Source organism: Paraburkholderia sp. MM5482-R2 (assembly GCF_050436125.1).
In the GTDB taxonomy this organism is placed as follows: Bacteria; Pseudomonadota; Gammaproteobacteria; order Burkholderiales; family Burkholderiaceae; genus Paraburkholderia; species Paraburkholderia tuberum.
In genome coordinates this window covers 176,456-196,884 of record NZ_JBNDLP010000003.1, presented here as the reverse complement: position 1 = coordinate 196,884, position 20,429 = coordinate 176,456, and the positions used below count along the sequence as shown (strand labels likewise).

Annotated in this window: 16 protein-coding genes and 1 pseudogene; 10 read left to right on the top strand and 7 right to left on the bottom strand. The window is 65.4% G+C overall.

Annotated elements, in window-relative coordinates; genetic code table 11:
- The first annotated feature begins 7 nt into the window (after positions 1-7).
- The 3 genes from OKW37_RS22940 (at position 8) to OKW37_RS22930 (ending at position 3,709) form a co-directional block, all read left to right on the top strand.
- Positions 8-910 carry a DMT family transporter gene (locus tag OKW37_RS22940; RefSeq protein ID WP_184037909.1) on the top strand — a complete coding sequence of 301 codons (903 nt, stop codon included), beginning with the start codon at positions 8-10 and terminating at the stop codon, positions 908-910.
- A gap of 263 nt (positions 911-1,173) precedes the next feature.
- On the top strand, positions 1,174-3,357 hold the full coding sequence (locus tag OKW37_RS22935; RefSeq protein WP_429403859.1) for a hypothetical protein: 2,184 nt from the start codon (positions 1,174-1,176) through the stop codon (positions 3,355-3,357).
- A 94-nt stretch (positions 3,358-3,451) separates the two neighbouring features.
- Positions 3,452-3,709: a hypothetical protein gene (locus OKW37_RS22930; protein ID WP_184057620.1), complete on the top strand. Its 258-nt coding sequence runs from the start codon at positions 3,452-3,454 to the stop codon at positions 3,707-3,709.
- A gap of 96 nt (positions 3,710-3,805) precedes the next feature.
- Here OKW37_RS22930 and OKW37_RS22925 read toward each other — a convergent pair.
- The 4 genes and pseudogenes from OKW37_RS22925 to OKW37_RS22910 all read right to left on the bottom strand — a co-directional run bounded on the left by OKW37_RS22925 (position 3,806) and on the right by OKW37_RS22910 (position 9,166).
- Positions 3,806-5,544: pseudogene (locus tag OKW37_RS22925) on the bottom strand (FAD-dependent oxidoreductase).
- Positions 5,545-5,662: 118 nt separating this feature from the next.
- A complete protein-coding gene (locus OKW37_RS22920) occupies positions 5,663-6,655 on the bottom strand; it encodes a DedA family protein/thiosulfate sulfurtransferase GlpE (RefSeq protein WP_184057616.1) in 993 nt (330 codons plus the stop codon).
- 398 nt (positions 6,656-7,053) lie between these two features.
- On the bottom strand, positions 7,054-7,305 hold the full coding sequence (locus OKW37_RS22915) for a hypothetical protein (protein ID WP_008921056.1): 252 nt from the start codon (positions 7,303-7,305) through the stop codon (positions 7,054-7,056).
- 460 nt (positions 7,306-7,765) lie between these two features.
- Entirely contained in the window at positions 7,766-9,166 is a 1,401-nt protein-coding gene (locus OKW37_RS22910) for a GntP family permease (RefSeq protein ID WP_018424071.1), read from the bottom strand.
- Between the two features lie 327 nt (positions 9,167-9,493).
- Between OKW37_RS22910 and OKW37_RS22905 the strand changes: the two genes are divergently transcribed.
- Both OKW37_RS22905 and OKW37_RS22900 read left to right on the top strand, forming a co-directional pair.
- Complete coding sequence (locus OKW37_RS22905) at positions 9,494-10,960, top strand: sigma-54 interaction domain-containing protein (RefSeq protein ID WP_184057614.1); 1,467 nt, start codon at positions 9,494-9,496, stop codon at positions 10,958-10,960.
- 99 nt (positions 10,961-11,059) lie between these two features.
- Entirely contained in the window at positions 11,060-11,323 is a 264-nt protein-coding gene (locus tag OKW37_RS22900) for a hypothetical protein (protein WP_184057612.1), read from the top strand.
- Positions 11,324-11,580: 257 nt separating this feature from the next.
- On the opposite strand, the gene OKW37_RS22895 is transcribed toward OKW37_RS22900, so the two are convergent.
- Entirely contained in the window at positions 11,581-11,862 is a 282-nt protein-coding gene (locus tag OKW37_RS22895; RefSeq protein ID WP_429352688.1) for a hypothetical protein, read from the bottom strand.
- Here OKW37_RS22895 and OKW37_RS22890 point away from each other — a divergent pair.
- The 5 genes from OKW37_RS22890 to OKW37_RS22870 all read left to right on the top strand — a co-directional run bounded on the left by OKW37_RS22890 (position 11,862) and on the right by OKW37_RS22870 (position 18,797).
- Positions 11,862-12,065, top strand: coding sequence for a hypothetical protein (locus OKW37_RS22890; RefSeq protein ID WP_084754379.1), 204 nt, complete (start codon positions 11,862-11,864; stop codon positions 12,063-12,065). The two genes, OKW37_RS22895 and OKW37_RS22890, sit on opposite strands and share 1 nt — an antisense overlap.
- A 144-nt stretch (positions 12,066-12,209) precedes the next feature.
- Positions 12,210-13,409 carry a serine hydrolase domain-containing protein gene (locus OKW37_RS22885; RefSeq protein ID WP_429403857.1) on the top strand — a complete coding sequence of 400 codons (1,200 nt, stop codon included), beginning with the start codon at positions 12,210-12,212 and terminating at the stop codon, positions 13,407-13,409.
- A gap of 124 nt (positions 13,410-13,533) precedes the next feature.
- Positions 13,534-13,836: an H-NS family nucleoid-associated regulatory protein gene (locus tag OKW37_RS22880; RefSeq protein ID WP_090808223.1), complete on the top strand. Its 303-nt coding sequence runs from the start codon at positions 13,534-13,536 to the stop codon at positions 13,834-13,836.
- A 752-nt stretch (positions 13,837-14,588) separates the two neighbouring features.
- Complete coding sequence (locus OKW37_RS22875; RefSeq protein WP_090808225.1) at positions 14,589-16,190, top strand: peptide chain release factor 3; 1,602 nt, start codon at positions 14,589-14,591, stop codon at positions 16,188-16,190.
- 171 nt (positions 16,191-16,361) lie between these two features.
- Positions 16,362-18,797 (top strand): GNAT family N-acetyltransferase, encoded by a 2,436-nt coding sequence (locus OKW37_RS22870; RefSeq protein ID WP_429403856.1) that lies wholly within the window; start codon positions 16,362-16,364, stop codon positions 18,795-18,797.
- A 42-nt stretch (positions 18,798-18,839) separates the two neighbouring features.
- Here the strand turns inward: OKW37_RS22870 and OKW37_RS22865 are convergent, their stop codons facing one another.
- Entirely contained in the window at positions 18,840-19,385 is a 546-nt protein-coding gene (locus tag OKW37_RS22865; protein WP_429403855.1) for a hypothetical protein, read from the bottom strand.
- Between the two features lie 114 nt (positions 19,386-19,499).
- Entirely contained in the window at positions 19,500-20,285 is a 786-nt protein-coding gene (locus OKW37_RS22860) for an IclR family transcriptional regulator (RefSeq protein ID WP_429403854.1), read from the bottom strand.
- Positions 20,286-20,429: the final 144 nt, after the last annotated feature.

The following is a 20,429-nucleotide window of genomic DNA, read 5'->3' as shown; positions in this document are numbered from 1 at the left end:
CCCGACCATGAATCTCCTCCTTTATGCCATCACCGTGCTGATCTGGGGCACCACGTGGATCGCAATCAAATGGCAACTCGGCGCGGTGCCGCCACCGGTATCGATTGCATGGCGTTTCTGGATCGCCGCGCTGCTGATGTTCGCACTGGCGCGCATCATGCGCCGCCCGATCTGGCCGCCGCGCGACGCCTGGCGCTACCTCGCCGCGCAGGGTCTCGCGCTGTTCTGCCTGAATTTCCTGTGCTTCTACTACGCCGAACAGCTCGTGCCGAGCGGGCTCGTCGCGGTGGTGTTCTCGACCGCGCCGCTGCTGAACTCGATCAACGGGCGGCTGTTCATGGGCCGGCCTCTGCAGCCGAGCGCGATTGCGGGTGCGTTGCTCGGGCTCGTCGGCATCGTCTGTCTGTTCGTGCAGCAGATGGCCGGGCATCTCGGCGATCACACCGCATGGCTCGGGCTCGGCGTCGCGTTTCTCGGCACGCTGTGCTTCTCGGCCGGCAACCTGCTGTCGAGCCGCATGCAGTCGATGGGCCTGCATCCGTTCGCGACCAACAGCTGGGCGATGCTGATCGGTGCTGCCGTCCTGACGCTCGGTAGTCTGTTCGCCGGCTATTCGTTCGCGGTGGAACCGTCGGCGCGCTATCTCGGTGCGCTCGCGTATCTCGTGGTGTTCGGCTCGGTGATCGGCTTTACGGCGTACCTGATGCTCGTCGGCCGTATGGGCCCGGAGCGGGCCGCCTATTGCACGGTGCTGTTTCCGATCGTCGCGCTCGCGGCATCGACGCTGTTCGAGGGCTATCGGTGGTCAGCGCTCGCGGTGGTCGGTCTAATGCTCGTGGTGGCCGGCAATCTGGTGGCGTTCGATCTGACGCGGCGGATTTTCGAGCGTCGCCGGGCGGCGCGTACATGATGAGCGTCTCGCTCAAGGTGAGGATTTACAGGAGCAGAAAAAAGCAACTGAATCGCTGATCGGTGAGTCTTTACGGGAACCGGTTTTTACCGGTTTCGTGAAGGAAAGATTGTGTCGGAAACATGATTCGATGCAAATGGAATGAATTGGACGAATCGGCATTCAATAATCATTTTTTCATCAATAAATTTACTATTTTTATATGAGAGGATAAAACGCCAAATCTGATGTGCGCGTCTCGCGCCTCGCAAGGACCGACTGCCGTGAAGCCTTTCTCCCGCCTTGGCTTGGCCGTGGTGTTAATCCACAGCCTGATCTCGCCGAATGTTTCCGCGCAATCTCAATTGAATTACACGACCTCATGGATCGGTAATAGTTTCGGATTCGGCGACGGCAAATGGATGCAGCAGGATATTCAGGCCATTAGCGTCGGCGCCAATGGCACCGTTTATACGAATGCGCCGTGGGACGAAAGCGGCAGTGAAATCGCCGCCTATCGCGCGGGCGACAAGCTCGCGGTGGCCGGTTCGACGCATGGCTGGGGCGCGGCCGGCGGCGACGCGGTGGCCGTCAACCAGACGTACCTCTATGCGGCGATGTCGATCGGCAATGAGAACAATGCGCTGGTCGGCGCCGACTATCCGCCGGCCAATCAGACCTGGTACGGCATCACGCGACGCACGCTTGCGAATCTCGCGACCGGCGCGCCGTTTTCCGGCGGCATCGGCAATAGCGCGAACGCGACGAAGAACAGTTTCGTCGCGGTCGATACGGTGAAGACTGGCACCGACGCGAGCATTCGCGGCCTCGCCGCAACCGACAGCGAGCTCTACGTGGCCGACACGTACGGCAACCGGATCGCCGTGTACGACGCGCAGTCCATGCAGCCGCTGCGTTCGTGGAGCGTCGCGTCGCCGGCCCGCATCGCGATCGACACCGACTCGACGCTGTGGATCATCAGCGCCTTCGGCACAGCCAATCTGAGCATCCTGCACTACCGCGCCGACGGCACCGCGCTCGCCGGTCCATTGACGCTGCCCGCCGGCACCGTGCCGAGCGACCTCACAGTGACGCCATCCGGCCAACTGCTGGTCGCCGACAACGGCGTTTCGCAGCAGATCCTCGTGTTCAACAAGGGCGCTGGCGGCCAGATGCAGGCGGGCACGTCGATCGGCACGCGCAACGGCATTTTCCACCCGGTGCGCGGCGTGCCCGGCGATACGCGTTTCAACGGCATCACCGGCATCGGCGTCGACGCGGCCGGCAATCTGTACGTCGCGCAAAACGGCGAGGGACCGCGCGCGCTCGGCTCTGCATCCGTAGGGCAGGGCGCAGTGCTGGAGAGCTACGTGTACGGCACGCGCGTGCTCAACTGGCGGCTCTACGGTCTGAGCTTCGTCGATAGCGGCGCGTTCGACCCGGCCACGCCCGCTTCCATCTACACGGGCTCGAAGCGCTTCACGCTCGATTACAGGCAGCCGGTCGGCCACGAATGGTCATATGCGGCGTTCACGCTCGATCGCTTCGATTACCCCGACGATCCCGCCTTTCACGAGCCGCGCGGCGTGCGTGGCGAACCGATGGTGCGCAGATTCGATGGCCAGCGCTTTCTCTATACGCTCGATCCGGGCGCGCACTATCTGAACGTCTATCGCTTCGATGCCGCGCATGGCGAGATCGCGATACCGTCGGGGATGCTCGCGCAGAATCCGCTGCCCGACGCATGGCCCGCTGCGCAACCGACGTACGGCGAATGGCTGTGGCGCGACAGCAATGGCAATGGCGCCGTCGACGCGAGCGAGATCAGCGGCAATCCGTCGACCGGCAGCACGGTCGGCGACGGCTTCTGGTGGGTCGACGAACCCGGCAACGTGTGGCTTGCCACGCCATTGAGCGGCGTGCGCGAGATGCCGCTGCAAGGTCTCGACTCCGCCGGCAATCCGATCTACACGTACGCGAGTGCGAAGATGTTCGCGATGCCCGCGCCATTCACGCGGCTCGCGCGGCTCGTCTACGTCGCAGCGACCGACACGATGTATCTGTCCGGTTTCACGAGTGCGATTCCGTGGGACCCGACGCACTGGAAGGAAGCGGGTCCGGTGCTGGCCCGCTACGACAACTGGAGCAGCGGCAACCCGACGCTGACATACACGGTCTCGTTGCCGTGGAACACGCAAAGCGATCCGCAGACCACCACGGTCGGCGTCGCGGTGGCGGGCAACTATATCTTCGTTGCCGAGCTGTACACCGATCGCATCGACGTCTACGACGCGCGCAACGGCACGGCGGTCGGTTACATGACGCCGGGCGCGAGCGTCGGCGGCACGAGCGGCTGGGTCGACGTGTATCTCGGCATCAGCGCGGTGCGGCGCGATAACGGCGAGTACGTGGTGCTGGTCGAAGACGACGCGCGCGCGAAGCTGCTGATGTATCGCTGGACGCCTTGACGTGGATCGCTGTCGCGCCGAACACGAATAGACGGCGGCGCACGATCGGTATATAACAACTTTACCGATGCACTCAATGGAGCGATGTTCGATCATGACGCAAGACGTTTCTCCCAAGCCGCCCTCCGACGATCGTCCCGAGATCGAGCAGCTCGACGCGGCGCTCAGTCACGTCGATCAGCAGGTGTCGTCAGGCGGCATTGCATCGGGCGCCGCGAAAGGCATTGTGTACAGTCTGATCGAAACGCTCGGTGCGCTGGTCGGCGATCCCGATCTGCCGGAGCACGCACGTTCGGGTTACGAGGGACTGCTGGAGGCCGCGCGCGAGTTGCGCGCGAAGTTGGAGCGCTGAACATGCGGGTCCGCTCCGGCGCAGCCATCGTGCCGTCTGTTATACAAAAGCGCACTGTGTAACTCACCGTGCGCTTTTTTTCATGCTCTCTGAGGCTCACGCCCCGAGCGCCACCTCTTCACCGCTCGTCTGCGCCAGCAACTGGTGAATCTGCGCGACCACGGCCGACCACGCCCGCCTTCGCCGACCGCCGCGGCCACGCGTTTCGTCGACCCGGCACGCGCATCGCCGATCGCATAGACTCCTTCGACCGTGGTCCCGAGGTCGCACGCGGTGGCCGAGCCATCCGCGCTGATGCCGGTCAGCACGAAGCCTTTCGCGTCGAGCTGCACGCCGCAGGTACGCAGCCATTCAGTGTTCGGGTCCGCGCCGGTGAACAGAAACAGATGCCGGGTGTCGAAGTGATCGACGCCGCCGGGCAGCGGCCGCTTCAGCGCGACCGACACGAGCCCGTCCTCATCGCCTTCGAGCCGGCCGACTTCCGAATTCGGATGCACGAACACGTTCGGCAGCGAGCGGATGCGGTCGATCAGATAGCGCGACATGGTCGCCTCGAAACCGCTGCGGCGGATCAGTACGTGAACCTTGGCCGCGTGCGTCGCCAGATAGACGATCGCCTGGCCGGCCGAATTGCCGCCGCCAACCAGCACGACCTCCTGGCGCTTGCACAGCTTCGCCTCGACCGGCGACGCCCAGTAGTAGACGCCGCGTCCGTCGAAGCGCTCGAGCCCGTCGAGCGCCGGGCGCCGGTACACGGCGCCGCTCGCGATCACGATCGCCTGCGCGCTGATGTGGCCGCCGCATTTCAGCTCGAGCCGATACGGCGACTGCCCGCAATGCAGCGCTTTCACGTTGACTGGGATCGCAACGTGCGCGCCGAACTTCTGCGCCTGCACGAACGCGCGGCCGGCGAGCGCCTGGCCCGAGATGCCGGTCGGAAAGCCGAGGTAGTTTTCGATGCGTGAGCTCGCGCCCGCCTGGCCGCCCGGCGCGCGGCTGTCGAGCACGATCACCGAAAGTCCTTCGGAGGCCGCGTACACCGCGGCGGCAAGTCCCGCCGGCCCCGCGCCGACGATCGCGACGTCGTACACGTACGTGTCGTCGAGATCGGGCAGCATACCTAAGCGAGTGGCAAGCTCGGGCATGCTCGGATGACGCAGCACCGAGCCGTCCGGGCAGATCACGAGCGGCAGGTCCTCGCGCTGCGCGGCGAACTGCTCGATCAGACGCAGCGCGTCTTCGTCGCGTTCGTCGATCACGGAATGCGGATGGCCGTTGCGCGACAGGAAGCCTTGCAGCGTCACGAGCCGTGCGTCGCTGCTATTGCCGATCAGGATTGGCCCGCCCGCGCCCTTTTCGATCAGCGCCACGCGCCGCAGAATCAGCGCGCGCATGATGCGCTCGCCGAGTTCCGCTTCGGCGACGATCAGCGCGCGCAGGCGCTCCGGCGAAATCAGCAGCGCTTCGACGCGGCCGATCGCGAGGCCGTTCACCAGCGAGGGCTTGCCCGACAACTGCCCGACCTCGGCCAGGAAATGCCCGGCGCCGCGCTCGCTGATCACGTGCTCGCGGCCGATGCCGTCACGCTGATAGACCTTCACGCGCCCTTCGAGCAGCACGAACATGCCGGGGCCGGTGTGACCGGTCTCGAACAGCAGCTCGCCGGACTTCCAGTGACCGACCTCGCCGAAGCGGCGCAGCCGGTCGATCTCGGCGCAACTGAGCTCCGGAAACATCTGGTGCATGCGCGTCGATAGCGACGAAAACGGCGCGTCGGCGACGACCCCCTGCTGTCCTTCCACCTCTTGAGTCGAAACGTCCTGAGTCGAAAGCATTGAACCGCTCCTTCGATATTCATTGCACGATTGAACGCGAGGCAACGCGATGCGCGCTCGCACGCCGGGACGAGCCGTGCCGCGCGCGTCAGGCGGACGATGCCGCCGCTGATTACGGCTAAACGGCTTTGGGCGCGATGTCGTCGACCGCGACTTCCGGCGGCGGCATCGCGGGCAGCGCGTCAACCGGCTTGCCCGAATCGCGCCAGGCTTCCATGCCGCCGCGCAGCGGCAGCACGTCGGAGAAGCCGGCTTCGTTGAGCTGCTTGGCCATCCATGCCGCGGAAATCTCGTTCGGGCAGGAGCAGTAGATCACGAGCTTCTGATCGTGCGCGTAGGTGGCGACGATGTCGTCGAGTTGCCGTTCATCGGCGAATTGCGCGCCGGGGATCACGAACGGATCGAGCTTGCGCTTCTCCTCCGAACGGATGTCGAACACGACCGGCGCCCGGTCAGCTGCGAACAGCTTCTCGAGTTCGTCGACCTCGATGCGCGCGGACGCGAGCTTCGCGATCAACTGACGGCGCCGGATCCACCGGTACACCGCGTACAGCACCAGCAACGCGACGACGACGAGCGCCGCCGTGCGCCCGAGCCGCCCGGCAATCGCGAACAGCATGTCGATCTGCCGCGCGAACAGCGCGCCGATGATCAGCCCGGTGCCGGACCACAGCGCGGCGCCGACGCCGTCATAGGTGAGGAAGATGCGGTAGCGCGTGCCCATCGCGCCGGCCATCGGGATCGACACGATCGACAGCCCCGGCACGAACTTCGCGACCGCGAGCACGCGCACGCCCCAGCGGCCGAAGAAGCGCTCGGTCTTTTTCACGCAGGTGTCACGCGACAGCGACAGCCGGCAGATCGTCTTCAGCGTATTGCCGCCGTAGATGCGGCCCGCGACGTACCACGCGCTGTCGCCGATCAGCGTCGCGAAGATCGACAGCACGAGGACCGGCAGCAGTTGCGTGCCGACCGAGCCGGGGTGCATCGCGGCCATCGCTCCGAACAGCACGAGCGACGGCATGGCCGGCACCGGCAGCCCGAGCGCGGCAGCCAGCACATTGAGGAAGACGAGCGCCGGTCCATATTGCGCGACGAGGTCATGTAGCATCGGTTTAACATCCGCGGCCCTTGCGGGCGCAGCGCGGTAAGGAATGCAAAGGGGAATGCAAGGATTATGGACGTATTTTCGAGACGTGCAACCGGCCCGGAAATTGGCCCGTCTTCTGGCTGCGATCAGGTCGCCCTATGTGGCCGCATGCCTCGATACACAAGCGTGGCAACCGCTTGTGACAAGTTGCTGAAGGCCGGGTAAGCGCGCTCGACGAGACGCGAAGACGCTTGCAAAAACCCGTAGGAAAGCGGGGATTGGCGGCGTGAACGGAACAAACAGAAGCACGGCGACGCGCGCCCAATGCGAATAATCCCGCGCTGACGCGTCGAAGCGCGACGCAACCGGCGCGAGAGGCTGACGAGTCGCGCGACGGTCACACCCGCCGCGCGCCTGTTTCACTGACGATGATTGTGCTGCTCGCCCGGCAACTCGGCGCCATGCGCGCGGATCGCGGCGATCAGCTCCGCGGGCGTGATTTCGTAGCGCACTTCGCGATGTATGCCCGGCTTGCGCTCATCGACCTCGATCAGCAGGATGCCTTTGCCGTCTTCGGTCGATTCGAGGCGCAGCGAGCGAAGTTCGCGCGCCGTTGCGTCGTCGTATTCGGTGAGCAGGGCCATTGACCCGGAGGACCCGGTGATGCGCATCGAAGTTGTCCTTGTTGCGTTGGTGATGGAACCATTGTACGGGGCGGACGGCGTGCCGTCTGCCGCGTCGTCGTGCCGTGTCGCGTCTGCCTCTGTCTCGCCGGGGTTTTAGTCGGGTGTGACGCTGCCGCTAGCGGATTCGCGGTTGCGGAGCGAGCAACCAGTTTAACGCGACTCCTCGTCGCGACGGACGCATTTTTCATGCCCCGCGGTGGCGCGACGTGCGTTCGGGTTTTGTCATGCGGGTGACGCGGGGGCGGGCTAGGAGGCGTTGGGCGCGCGCAAAAAAATAGCCCGTCCGGACAGGGACGGGCCGTTAAACGCCGTTGTTACTCGGGTCAGCCTGCCCTTCTTGCAACATTGGGCGCTGACGACTCCATCCTCGTGCTTCGTTGGCCGGCTGTCGAGGTGGGGGTAATGCGGATCTATCAGATCAAAGTACTGTTTTCCGGTTCGGCGTTCACACGAGGCCGGTCGCGTAATACACCGCGATCACGAAGAACACCGCGAGCGTCTTGATCACGGTGACCGCGAAGATGTCGCGATACGACTGCCGGTGCGTGAGACCCGTCACGGCGAGCAGCGTAATCACCGCGCCGTTGTGCGGTAGCGTATCCATGCCGCCGCTCGCCATTGCGACCACGCGATGCAGTACTTCGAGCGGAATATGCGCGGCTTCCGCACCCTTGATGAACGTATCCGACATCGCGGCGAGCGCAATGCTCATACCGCCCGATGCCGAACCCGTGATGCCCGCCAGCGTGCTGACCGACACCGCGGCGTTGACGAGCGGATTCGGAATGCTTTTCAGCGCGTTGCTGACGACGAGAAAGCCCGGCAGCGCCGCGATCACACCGCCGAAGCCATATTCCGACGCGGTGTTGAGCGACGCCAGCAGCGCGCCCGCCACTGCCGCCTTGGTGCCCACCGCGAAGCGCTGGCTGACGCGACTGAACGCCGTCACGACGACCATCACGATGCCAAGCAGCAGCGCGCCCAGCACGGCCCAAATCCCCACGAGAGCCTTGACGCTCGTTTCGACCGGTGCATGCAGCCCCGGCAGGATGTCCGGGGTGACCGTGAAGGACGGACCGTACCAGGTCGGAATCCAGCGCGTCAGCAGGAAGTTCGCGACGCCGACCATGACGAGCGGCGCGACCGCCAGCAGCGGATGCGGCAGCTGCTTCGACTCGACGCGCTCCGGCTCGTTGACGAGGTCGGTGCCGTACCCCTCGCCGGTCGCCATCGCGGCGCGGCGTCGCCATTCCAGATACGACAGACCGACCACGATGATGAACAGCGAGCCGAGCACGCCGAGCGTCGGCGCGGCCCACGAGGTGGTCTTGAAGAACGTCGTCGGGATGATGTTCTGGATCTGCGGCGTGCCGGGCAGCGAGTCCATCGTGAACGAGAACGCGCCGAGCGCGATCGCGCCGGGCATCAGCCGCTTCGGAATGTTGCTCTGGCGATACAGCTCGGCCGCGAACGGATAGACCGCGAACACGACGACGAACAGCGACACGCCGCCGTAGGTGAGCAGCGCGCACACCGCGACGATCACCGCGTTAGCGCGCGAGCGGCCGATATAGCGGATCGCGGCCGCGACGATGGACTCCGAGAAGCCCGACAGCTCGATCACCTTGCCGAATACGGCGCCGAGCAGAAACACCGGGAAGTACAGCTTCACGAAGCCGACCATCTTGTCCATGAAGATGCTCGTGAAGACCGGCGCGACGGCGGCGGGCTCGGTGAGCAGGACGGCGGCGAGCGCCGCGATCGGTGCGAACAGGATCACGCTGTAGCCGCGATACGCAGCGAACATCAGAAACGCCAGCGCGGCGATAACGATGAGAAAGGTCATTGAGTCTCCATAGCCCGGTTGTTCTACATGTTTGCCGTCCCGATCGAGCGACGGCGCGGCGCGCTCGGAACGCAGGTTCCATGCCATGGCTGCCGTTTTGCTGCTGGCCCGTCGTGGCGCATGGCGCGGCCGCGCAGCGGCGGGCCGAGGCATCGTTGGCGGATTGTACTCAAGCGTCTCCGAAACGGGACTTCCATCCGGTGAAGAACACCTGAAACCAGGGTAAGTCATGATGCATAAGGCCTATCGGGTGTCTCAATTTGGAGATAAATTCATCCACCGATTGAGATTGATGCAATCAAAACGATAAGCGGAGACAGCGACAGCATGTTGACCGACTGGACGGGCCTGCCCGCCACCTATGACGACGTGCTTCGTCGGGCGATGGATTCGCTGTTTCGCACGTTCGAAAACTTCAGCGAAGGCACCTTCATCGTCGATGGACAGGCGCGCGTCGTCTGGATCAACAAGCGGTATGCGGCGCGCTTCGGCTTTGCTGACCCGCAGCAGGCGATCGGCCGGGATTGCGAAGCGGTGATTCCAAACAGTCTGATGCGCGAGGTCGTCAACACCGGCAAGCCGATCCTGCTCGACATCATGGAGACCGATCGCGAGCCGCTCGTCGTCACGCGCCTGCCGCTCAAGGACGATGCCGGCGTGACGATCGGCGCGGTCGGCTTCGCGCTGTTCGACGAGCTGAAAGCGCTGTCGCCCCTCTTTTCGCAGTACTCGCGGTTGCAGCAGGAGTTGATCGCGACGCGTCAGTCGCTTGCGCAGGCGCGCCGCGCGCGCTATACGTTCGGCAGCTTCGTCGGCACCAGCGCGGCGTCGCTCGAAGTGAAGCGCCAGGCGCGGCGTGCGGCGCAACTCGAAGCGCCGGTGCTGCTGCTGGGTGAAACCGGCACCGGCAAGGAGCTGCTCGCGCATGCGATTCACGGCGGCTCGGCGCGCGCGCACAAGCCGCTCGTCAGCGTCAACGTCGCGGCGATTCCCGACACGCTGCTCGAAGTCGAGTTCTTCGGCGCCGCACCCGGCGCGTACACCGGCGCGGATCGCAGGGGGCGGGTCGGCAAGTTCGAGCTCGCCAACGGCGGCACGCTGTTTCTCGACGAGATCGGCGATATGCCGCTGCCGTTGCAGGGCAAGCTGCTGCGCGTGCTGCAGGACAAGGAATTCGAGCCGCTCGGCTCGAATCGGATCGTGCGCGCGGATGTGCGGATCATCGCGGCGACATCGGCCGATCTGCCGGCGCTCGTCGCGGCCGGGCGTTTTCGCGCGGACCTGTTCTACCGGCTCAACGTGCTGACGATCCATGCGCCGGCGCTGCGCGAGCGTCCGTCCGACATCGAGGCGCTTGCCTACGCGATGCTCGAGGAGCTGGCCGCGCAGGCAGGCGGCGGCAGCCACTTCGAATTGCACGACGACGCGTTGCGCGTGCTGTGCGCGTACGACTGGCCCGGCAACGTGCGCGAACTGCGCAACACATTGGAGCGCGCCGTGATGCTGTCCGACAGCGAGCGCATCGATGCGCGTGTGCTCGCGCCGTTCATCGGCTCGGGGCACGGCGGTGCGATGGCACCGGCGCGGACCCCGACTGTCGCGGCCGCCAGCGTGGACGTGGCCGCCAGCGCCGAACCCACCTCGTGGAGCGACGCGATGGCCGCGTTCGAAAAGCGCTTTCTCTGCGACGCGTTGCGCGCGAACGGCGGCCGCGTCATTGACACTGCGAAACAGATCGGCATGGGCCGCGCGACGCTGTACAAGAAGATCGCCGCGCACGGCATCGACGTTTGACTCGCCGCGCCCGGCCAGCCGCACCACGCCAACTGACGCAGCACGAGAGCAGCGTGGCACAATCGCGAGATCGAAAAACAAGACGTGACCGGGGTCTCCATGAAATGCCATTCCTTCTTCGCGCGCCGCTCGCGCGGCATACTGGCCGTCGCCGCGATCGTCGCGCTTGGCGGTTGCAGCAGCAGCGCGCCGCTGTTCCTGCCGGACGGCCGTGCGACCACGCTCGTGCAATGCCCGGTCGGTTCCGACTCGTGCTCGCAACAGGCGGCCGCCAGTTGCAATGGCGCGTTCGACGTCGTGCGCCAGTCGAGCGAGGGCGGTACGTTGAGCCTGATCTACGCCTGCCGCGCGACCGCGAAGTAAGCTCCTGACGCCGTGCCGGTGCAATGCCGGCGCGCGCGGCTGGCCGATCCGTTGGCGGCCTTCGGTATTTTTCGCCTGTTCGCAGTTATTCCCTGCCAATTCCCGATACGCTCGCTGACCACGCTCGTGCCATTCCGGTTACCACATGGCCGTCATAAATTCATGCGCCTAATGCGTGTCCGATAAGCGGTTTGCATGCGAATTGGATAAGTAGGCCGCATGCGGCATTTTTACAACGTTGAGTCACCGCGCACCGATTATCCTTTGCGCCCCGACCATGATTTATCTTTACCTTCGGGGCGTCGAACGCAGTCAGTGCGGCAGGCAACGGAACGTGAAATTTGACGGCAGTATTCTTTTTTAAACCGTTGGGATTTAACCCGGCGAGCAGAAATTGCCGGTTTTTCCCGACGCAGAAGAAGTTCAGGAAGGTTTTTCCGCTGCTGGCGGGCATTACTTTGGGCCGCGCGGGCCAACGCGGCTTCATGCTTTCGATTTTTTTGCTTCAACACTAATTCAATAGAATCCGGGGAAAGCAATGAATCATCAGCAACTCGAAAAAGACATCGAGCATCTCGAGCACATAATTTCCCATATTTCCGCAGAAGACCGTATTCCTTTGTCTTACTGGCGTAACCGCCTTCAGCACGTTTCCGGCGCGGTTCTCGTGCCGGCGCAGGCAACCCGCGTCAAACGCCTCGATGCCGCGCTTTGCGCATTGGAAAAACGGCAGAAAGCCTGAATGTCGTCATTGTGTCCGCCAATCGGGATCGGCAATTAGGAAAGCCGTCGTGTGCGCTTTCGCCGGACAGGTTTTATCTTTCGGTTTGATCGCCCAAAGCGACCTGGGCGCGCGCACGTTTGCTTTTACCGACACAGGATGAACATGCAGATAGCAGGATTTGCCGCGACCCGCCTCGCGACGCTGACCAACGCGATGCAGGGCTACGTGGAGCGGGGCGAAGTGGCGGGGGTGGTGTCGCTCGTATGGCGGCGCGGCGAAATCGGCTACTTCGAACCGACAGGCCTACGCGACGAAGCCGCGCAATTGCCGATGGAGCGCGACACGCTGTTTCGCATCGCGTCGATGACGAAGCCGGTGACGAGCGCCGCGATCATGATGCTGATCGAGGAAGACCGCCTCGCGCTCGATGCGCCCATCTCGCGGTGGCTGCCCGAGCTTGCCGCGCCGCGCGTGCTGCGTGACCCGACCGGCCCGCTCGACCAGACCGATCCGTTACGCGCGCCGATTACGGTGCTCGACCTGCTCACGCATCGCGCGGGCTTCGCGTATGACTTCACGGCAACGGGGCCGCTCGCCGAAGCCTACGCAGCCGCGTTCAACGGCTTCGAGGCGAGCGGCGGCAACAGCGCGTGCCTTGCGCGCATCGCCGCGTTGCCGCTGATGTTCCAGCCCGGCTCGCGCTGGCACTACGGCGTGGCGACCGACGTGCTCGGCGTGCTGATAGAACGCGTGAGCGGCATGACTCTTGGGGAGTTTTTCCGCACGCGCATTTTCGCGCCTCTCGGCATGCGCGACACCGCGTTCTGGGTGCCCGACGCACAGCTTGCGCGCCTCGCCACCGCGTACAACATCGATCCCGGCACGCGGCGTCGTGTGGTCGAGGATCATGCGGCGGCGAGCCGCTGGGCCAATCCGCAACGCTTCCAGAGCGGCGGCGGCGGGTTGGTCTCGACCGCCGAGGATTATCTGCGATTCGCGCAACTGCTGCTCGGGCGCGGCCGCGTCGGCGACACGCGGCTGCTGTCGCATCGCTCGGTCGACCTGATGCGCAGCAATTTCCTGAGCCGCGACCAGCGCCGCCTGCCTGCCTTCGGTCACGTGATCTGGGCGGGTCAAGGCTTCGGCCTCGGCCTGTCGATCGTCGATGATCCGGCGCAGCAATTGCCGCTCGGCTACCGCTCGCTCGGCTCGTTCGGTTGGCCCGGCGCGTACGGCACGACCTGGTTCGCCGATCCGGTCGAGAACATGATCGGCCTGATGCTGATCCAGCGCCGCTCGATCGACCCCTTCCCGATGGCCATCGACTTCGAACGCCGCGTCTACGATGCGATCGACGATTGAGCGGGGCGCCGCGCATGCGCTCGGCCGCGCGATTCACTATCCTGTGATTTATTCGTCTGATAGTGTCCGCCAACCATTCATCGCGATTCATCGCAGTGCGTCCAACCGAGGGGGGAACACCGGCATGGCCTCTTACAAACAGCTGACTGCGCAACTCGAAAAACTCCACAAGGAAGTCGCAGCCGCGCGCGAAAAAGAAGTCTCGCAAGCTATCGCCGATATCAAGCAGAAGATTGCCGAATACGACCTGACCGCCGAAGAACTCGGCTTGACGAGCGCCTCGCCGAAGCCGCGCCGCAAGTCGTCGTCGACGACGTCCGTCGCCAAGTACCGCAATCCGAAGACCGGCGAAACCTGGAGCGGCCGTGGGCGCTCGCCGGCCTGGCTCGTCGGCAAAAATCGCGAGCGGTTTCTGATCGAAGGTTGAGCTTCATCGTGGGTGCCGATGCGTCCGTGTTCTCTGAAGTGATGCGTGGTTTGATCCGTTCCGCACCGTTGCAAAGGTCCCGAAAACGCTCACCTTTGCGTGACGCCTGAACGTATACGGCGATATTTACCGATGCATTCGAACCTCGCGGGATGCTTCGGTGAGCCAGGCTTTGTCGCGCGACGCACCTCCGCGGGTGCGAATCGCCATCGTGCCGCCCCGCCCGCGCCGCTCGCCGAAAACCCGCGACAGCCTTTGCTGGCGGGCGTTTCCAGGCGTCGAGCCGGAACCTGTTCATAGCGGTGCGAAGCTTTATCGCCGTTTTCCCGCGCATCGCGTTGGTGGCGCCCGCGACCTGGCAGGTGCGTGCATGCGCTTCGCGATCCTCACCTTTGACCGCAAATCGATATTCGCCGCCGTAAGTCCCGAAAACGCTCACCTTTGCCAGAAGCATACGCGGCGCGCCGACGCTCGCGCCGTCGCCCCGTCCGGCGCCGGGGCCCTTTCCCCCGGCCGTCGCGCCAGACGTGTATCATTCGCACCTTGCGCCGTTTTTGCGCCAGCGATTCCCGCATTGTCGAACGCTGGGTCGTGACCCGTTCGCCACCCGTTTTCGGACGCGGTGCGAGCGCCGGCCGATCCGGGCCCGCGCCTGATTCTCGCAGCTCGACGCCGCCGCGCCACGCGCGGCATACCGGCCGCGCACGGCCGCCGGGAACCGCCTGAACCCCTTTCCATGACCGCCAGACCCGATGTCAGTCTCCGAACTCAAACGCCGCCGCACGTTCGCGGTCATTTCCCACCCGGACGCGGGTAAAACCACGCTCACCGAAAAACTGCTGCTGTTCTCGGGCGCGATCCAGATCGCCGGTACCGTGAAGGGCCGCAAGAGCAACCGCTACGCGACGTCCGACTGGATGGAAATCGAAAAGCAACGCGGCATTTCGGTCGCGAGCTCGGTGATGCAGTTCGAGTACGGCGATTGCGTGATCAACCTGCTCGACACGCCGGGCCACGAAGACTTCTCCGAGGACACCTACCGTGTGCTGACCGCGGTCGACGCCGCCGTGATGGTGATCGACGGCGCGAACGGCGTCGAAGCGCAGACGCTGAAGCTGCTGGAAGTCTGCCGCAGCCGTAAGACGCCGATCGTCACGTTCATCAACAAGCTCGACCGCGAAGTGCGCGAGCCGCTCGAACTGCTCGATGAGATCGAGCAGCACCTCGGCGTGGCGGCGGTGCCTTTCACATGGCCGATCGGCATGGGCAAGGATTTCCAGGGCGTCTACGACGTCCAGCGCGATCAGGTGCGCGTGTTCCGCGCCGGTCAGGACACGGCCGGCGGCGCGGTCGAAACGCTGCAGGCACTGAGCAACGAGGAAGGCGAGCGCCGTTTCGGCCATGCGTGGGTGCGTGCGAAGGAAGAAATCGATCTGATCAGCGGCGCGACGCCCGAGTTCGACCGTGAGCAGTTCCTCGCCGGCCAGCAGTCCCCGGTGCTGTTCGGTTCGGCGATCAACAACTTCGGCGTGAAGGAGATTCTCGACGCGCTGGTCGACCTCGCGCCGCCGCCGTCGATGCGCATGACCGTACAGCGTCCGGTGCAGCCGGAAGAGTCGAAGTTCACCGGCGTCGTGTTCAAGGTACAGGCGAACATGGACCTCGCGCACCGCGACCGCGTCGCGTTCATCCGCGTGTGCTCGGGACGTTTCGAGCGCGGCATGGCGGTGAAGGTCACGCGCTCGAACAAGACGTTCCGCGCAAACAACGTGGTCACGTTCCTGTCGCAGCGTCGCGAGACGGTGAGCGAGGCGTATCCGGGCGACATCATCGGTATTCCGAACCACGGCACGCTGAGTCTCGGCGATACGCTGACCGAAGGCGAGCAGCTGCAGTTCGTCGGCCTGCCGTTCTTCGCGCCGGAAATTTTCCAGACCGTCGAAGTGGTCGATCCGATGCGCGCGAAGCAGCTCGGCGAAGCGCTGAAGCAGCTCGGCGAGGAAGGCGCGATCCAGGTGTTCCGTCCCGAAGCCGGCGGTCTGATGATTCTCGGCGCGGTCGGGCAACTGCAGTTCGAAGTGGTGTCGCACCGTCTGTCGACGGAATACAAGGTCGTCGTGCGCATGGCGCCGGCGCGTTACCGGCTCTCGCGCTGGGTGACCTGCGACGATGCGGCCGAACTGCGCCGCTTCACCGACTCGTACTCGGCGCGAATCGCGCTCGACGCGTCCGATGCGCCGACCTATCTGGCCTCGCACGTATCGGAGATCGAAGTCGCACAGAAGGCGTGGCCGAAGATCGTGTTCAACGAGTTGCGCGAGCACTCGGGGGCGCCGTTCAGAAAGGCGATGTAAAACCGCGAGTCCGCTGGTTTCGAAGCAAAAAAGCCGCGTCGTTCGACGCGGCTTTTTACTTTTCCGCCGCAACAACGTCCCGCGCCAGCGCGCGACTTCGCCTATGCTGACGGAACCACCCGCCTCGCCGCGAAGCCGGCTCCAATTCCTGTCCAACCGCATGGAGCTCCCGTGACCGTTCGCAACCTCGACGCCTTGTTTCGCCCGAAATCCGTCGCCGTGATCGGCGCGTCCGAGCGGCCGGGCAGCACCGGCGCGATGGTCTGGGCGCGTGTGCTGGAAGGCGGCTTCGACGGCCCGCTGTGGCCGGTCAATCCGAAACACGCGACGCTCGGCGTCCATCCGGTGATTGCCGACGTCGGCGATCTGCCGCAGGCGCCCACCGTCGCGGTGATCTGCACGCCGCCCGCGACGTGGCCCTCGCTGATCCATAAGCTCGGTGGCATGGGCACGCGCGCCGTAATCATCGTCGGCGAGGTGCGCAGCGATGAAGACCGGCTCGAACTGCGGCACGCGCTGTCGGCGGCGCGGCCGCATCTGTTGCGCATCGTCGGACCCGGCAGTCTCGGCGTGGTGTCGCCGGCGCTCGGCGCGCATCTGGGCGCGCCGTCGTGCACGGTCAAGGCGGGCGGCGTCGCGTGGGTGTCGCAGTCGAATGCGCTGACCAACGCAGTGCTCGGCTGGGCACGAGCGCGCGGGCTCGGTTTTTCGCACGCGGTGGCGCTCGGAGCGGAGGCCGACGTCGATGCCGGCGACGTGCTCGATTACCTCGCGAGCGACCCCGGCACCCGCGCGATCCTGCTCGAACTCGACAGCGTGCGGGCGGCGCGCAAGTTCATGTCGGCCGCGCGCGCGGCGGCGCGCAACAAGCCGGTGCTCGCGCTGCGCTCCGGCCGCGACGATCCCGCCGACGGTCTCTACACAGCGGCGTTCCGGCGCGCGGGCCTCGTGCGCGTCGACGCGCTCGACGATCTGCTCGACGAAATCGAAACGCTCGGCGTCGGCCGCGTGGCGGCGGGCGCCACCGCCACGCTGATCACTAGCGACCGCGGTCTCGCGACGCTCGCGCGCGACGCGTTCACCGCCGCCGGCGGCCTGCTCGCGCCGTGGCCGGCCGCGGCGTCGGACGCGCTGCGCGAGGCGCTGCCGCTCGCGGTCGGCGGCAATCCGCTGCTGCTCGGCGACGGCGCGCGTCCTGAGCACTTCGGCACCGCGCTGAAGCTGCTCGGCGAGTATCGCGAGACCGGCACCGCCGTCGTGGTGCACGCATCGACGCATGGCGCGCCCGTCGACGACGTCGCGCAGGCGCTGATCGAGCATCAGCGCTTTGCGTATCGCGGGCTGCTCGCGTGCTTTTTCGGCGGTGTCGATGCGACGAGGCGCGACGCGCTGCATGCGCAGGGCATCCCGGTGCACACGACGCCGCAGCGGCTCGCGCGCGCCTTCGCCCGTCTGGTCGATTACCGGCTGGGCCGCGAACTGCTGATGCAAACGCCGGAAGGCCTGCCTGCGCAGATTCCCGAGTCGATCGACGCCGCCCAGGCGCAGGCTCGCGAAGCGGTGGCGGCGGGCGCGAGCGAGCTGGCCGGGGCGGCGGCGGCGCGGTTTCTGTCGCGGTTCGGGTTGCGGGTGGAGGGTGCGCAAGGAGGGGGCGCCCACGCGTCGGGCGCCGATGCCGACGGCGCCGCAAAACCCATCGTCGACGTCGCCGTCGAACTGCACGACGACGACAACTTCGGCCCCGTGTTCCGCTTCGCCGCACCGCCGATCGACGGCGTTTCCAGCGGGTTGCACGTGTACGGCCTGCCGCCGCTCAATCCGATGCTCGCGCGCGATATCGTCACGCGTTCGCACTACGCGAGGCTGGTCGCGCCGGAGCCGACGCTCGCGGCGTTGACGGCGGTGTCGCAGGCGGTTTGCGACGTGCGCGAGATCGTCGGCCTGTCGTTGAAGCTCAGGGTCTACCGGGACCGCGTGATGGTGGTCGAGCCCGTGTTGCGGCTCGGCGCGCAGCGCAGCCGTCTCGCGATCGTGCCGTATCCGCGCCGCTTCGAGGAAACGATCGACTGGCAGGGGATGCGTGTAACGGTGCGGCCGATTCGCCCCGAAGACGAAAATGCGCATCGCGAGTTCGTGCAGGCGATGACGCCGGAAGATTTGCGGCTGCGTTTTTTCGCTTCAGTCGGCGCGTTCGACCACTCGCAACTCGCGCGCATGACGCAGATCGACTATGACCGGGAAATGGCGCTGATCGCGACGGTCGACAACGAAGACGGCGTCGCGCAGACGCTCGGCGTGGTGCGTGCGGTGGCCGATCCCGACAACGAGACGGCCGAATTCGCGGTGACCGTGCGCTCGGATCAGAAAGGGCGGCGTCTCGGCCAGTTGCTGATGCAGCGGATCATCGCGTACGCGCGGGCGCGCGACACGCACTGGCTGATCGGTGAAGCGTTGCGCGAGAACACCGCGATGATCGCGCTCGCGAAGGCCAGCGGCTTCACGATCACGCGGACCGATGACCCCGGTGTGGTCGGCTTGCGGATGGCGCTCGACGAAACGGCGGGGGCGGACCCGAAGTCCGCCGCGCAGAACCAGCCGGCGCGTTGAGCGGCTGACGTCGCGAGCCGCTCAACGCATGGCTTCACCGCCTCACGCCGCCAGCTTCTGTGCCGCCTCATCGACCTGCGCGCGCGTGACCGACAGCTCGTCGAGCCATGCCTGCGCATACACGGCGCCGGTTTCGCGTTCGAGCCGCGCGATCGTCGCGGCGCAGCGGTTCGCGTCCTTCAGCGTCGAAATGAACGCTTTCACCGACTCACCGCCCTTGAACGCGTCGAACAGCGGCACGCGAATTTCGTCGGGCAGCGCACGGGTGGTCCATTGGTACGGCTTGCCGTTGAACGTCAGCGACGGCGGCAGCACGCGCTCCTTGCGCACGGCCGGAATCAGGCCGTAGGTGCGCGCCGCTTCGCCGATCTGCTCGGGCGAAAACAGCTCGTCGGGCGTGATGTGGAACTGCTGGATGAAGGTCTCGATGCTTTGCATCGCGGCGGCGCGGTCGTCGCGGCGCTTCTGCGCGTGGGCGACGATGTCGCGCAGTTCGTCGGCTTCTTCGGCGGTGATCGTGAAGCTCGACTGCTTCTGCTGGAGTTCGGAAAAACGCTGGAATTCGGAATCGGTCAGAAGTTTGGCCATTGCTCAATCGATGCGCGCGCATGAGCCCGTCATGCGGCGTTATTTTGGAAGGGCCGCCATTCTAAACCATGTGTGCGTGCGCGCCGCTGCGCAACTTACCGCGCAACTTACCGATCACGCCGCCTGCTCGCGGAACATCGACAGCGCCTGCACCGTGTCGCGCAGCAGCGTGGTGGCCGCTTCGAGCGTCGGCGCGACGTATTCGTCGATCCGCCGCAGATACGGGCAGGTCAGCACCGCGCTCGCCTGTCCCGACGGCGCGAGTATCGGGAACGTCACGTCGGTGACGCCGAAGGTCTGCTGGCTGTCCTTCTGCCAGAAGCCCGCCGCGCGGATGCGCTCGCAGGCCTCCTCCAGCGCGTCGAGATCGAGCGTCACTTCGCCCTTCACCTTCGTGTGCTCCGCCAGCATCTGCTGGCGCTGCTCGATGCTCTGGAACGCGAGCATCACGCGCCCCGAACCGGTGTCGATCAGGCCGACCCGCGAACCGAGCCGCACTGACATGCCCCATGTGCCCGGTCCGTCGACTTGCGCAATCACTAGCAGGTTGCCGCGGTCGTAGACGACGAGGTGGCAAGACTGCTCGGCCGCGTCGGCGAAACGCTGCATCAGCGGCAGCGCTTCTGCGATCAGCCGGTTCATTGGCGGATGACGGTGCGCGAGCGCGAACAGCTTCAGGCTCAGCGAGTAGCGGTCACCAGCCGCCGAGCGCACCACGTACTGGCGCGCGACGAGGCGTTCGAGCATCCGGTACATCTCGCTCGCGTTGCGGCCCAACTGCCGCGTGATTTCGGCGCGCGTGAGTCCTTCCTTCTGCTCGGACAGTAGCTCGAGAATGTCGAGGCCTTTATCCAGCGCGGGGGCGCGATAGCGGTCGTCGTCCTTGTCTTCGGCGTCCATCGTGAGGGTCCGGGAATTCCGTGTGGAGTTTTGATTATCTGGTGTGCGCGGGCGAGTGCGTAGCATTTCGCGAACTGGATGGCCTATGTCCAGGGAAAACCCAGGCATCCGCGCCGCGTAGTTTTCTTGACTTGGAAAAATTCG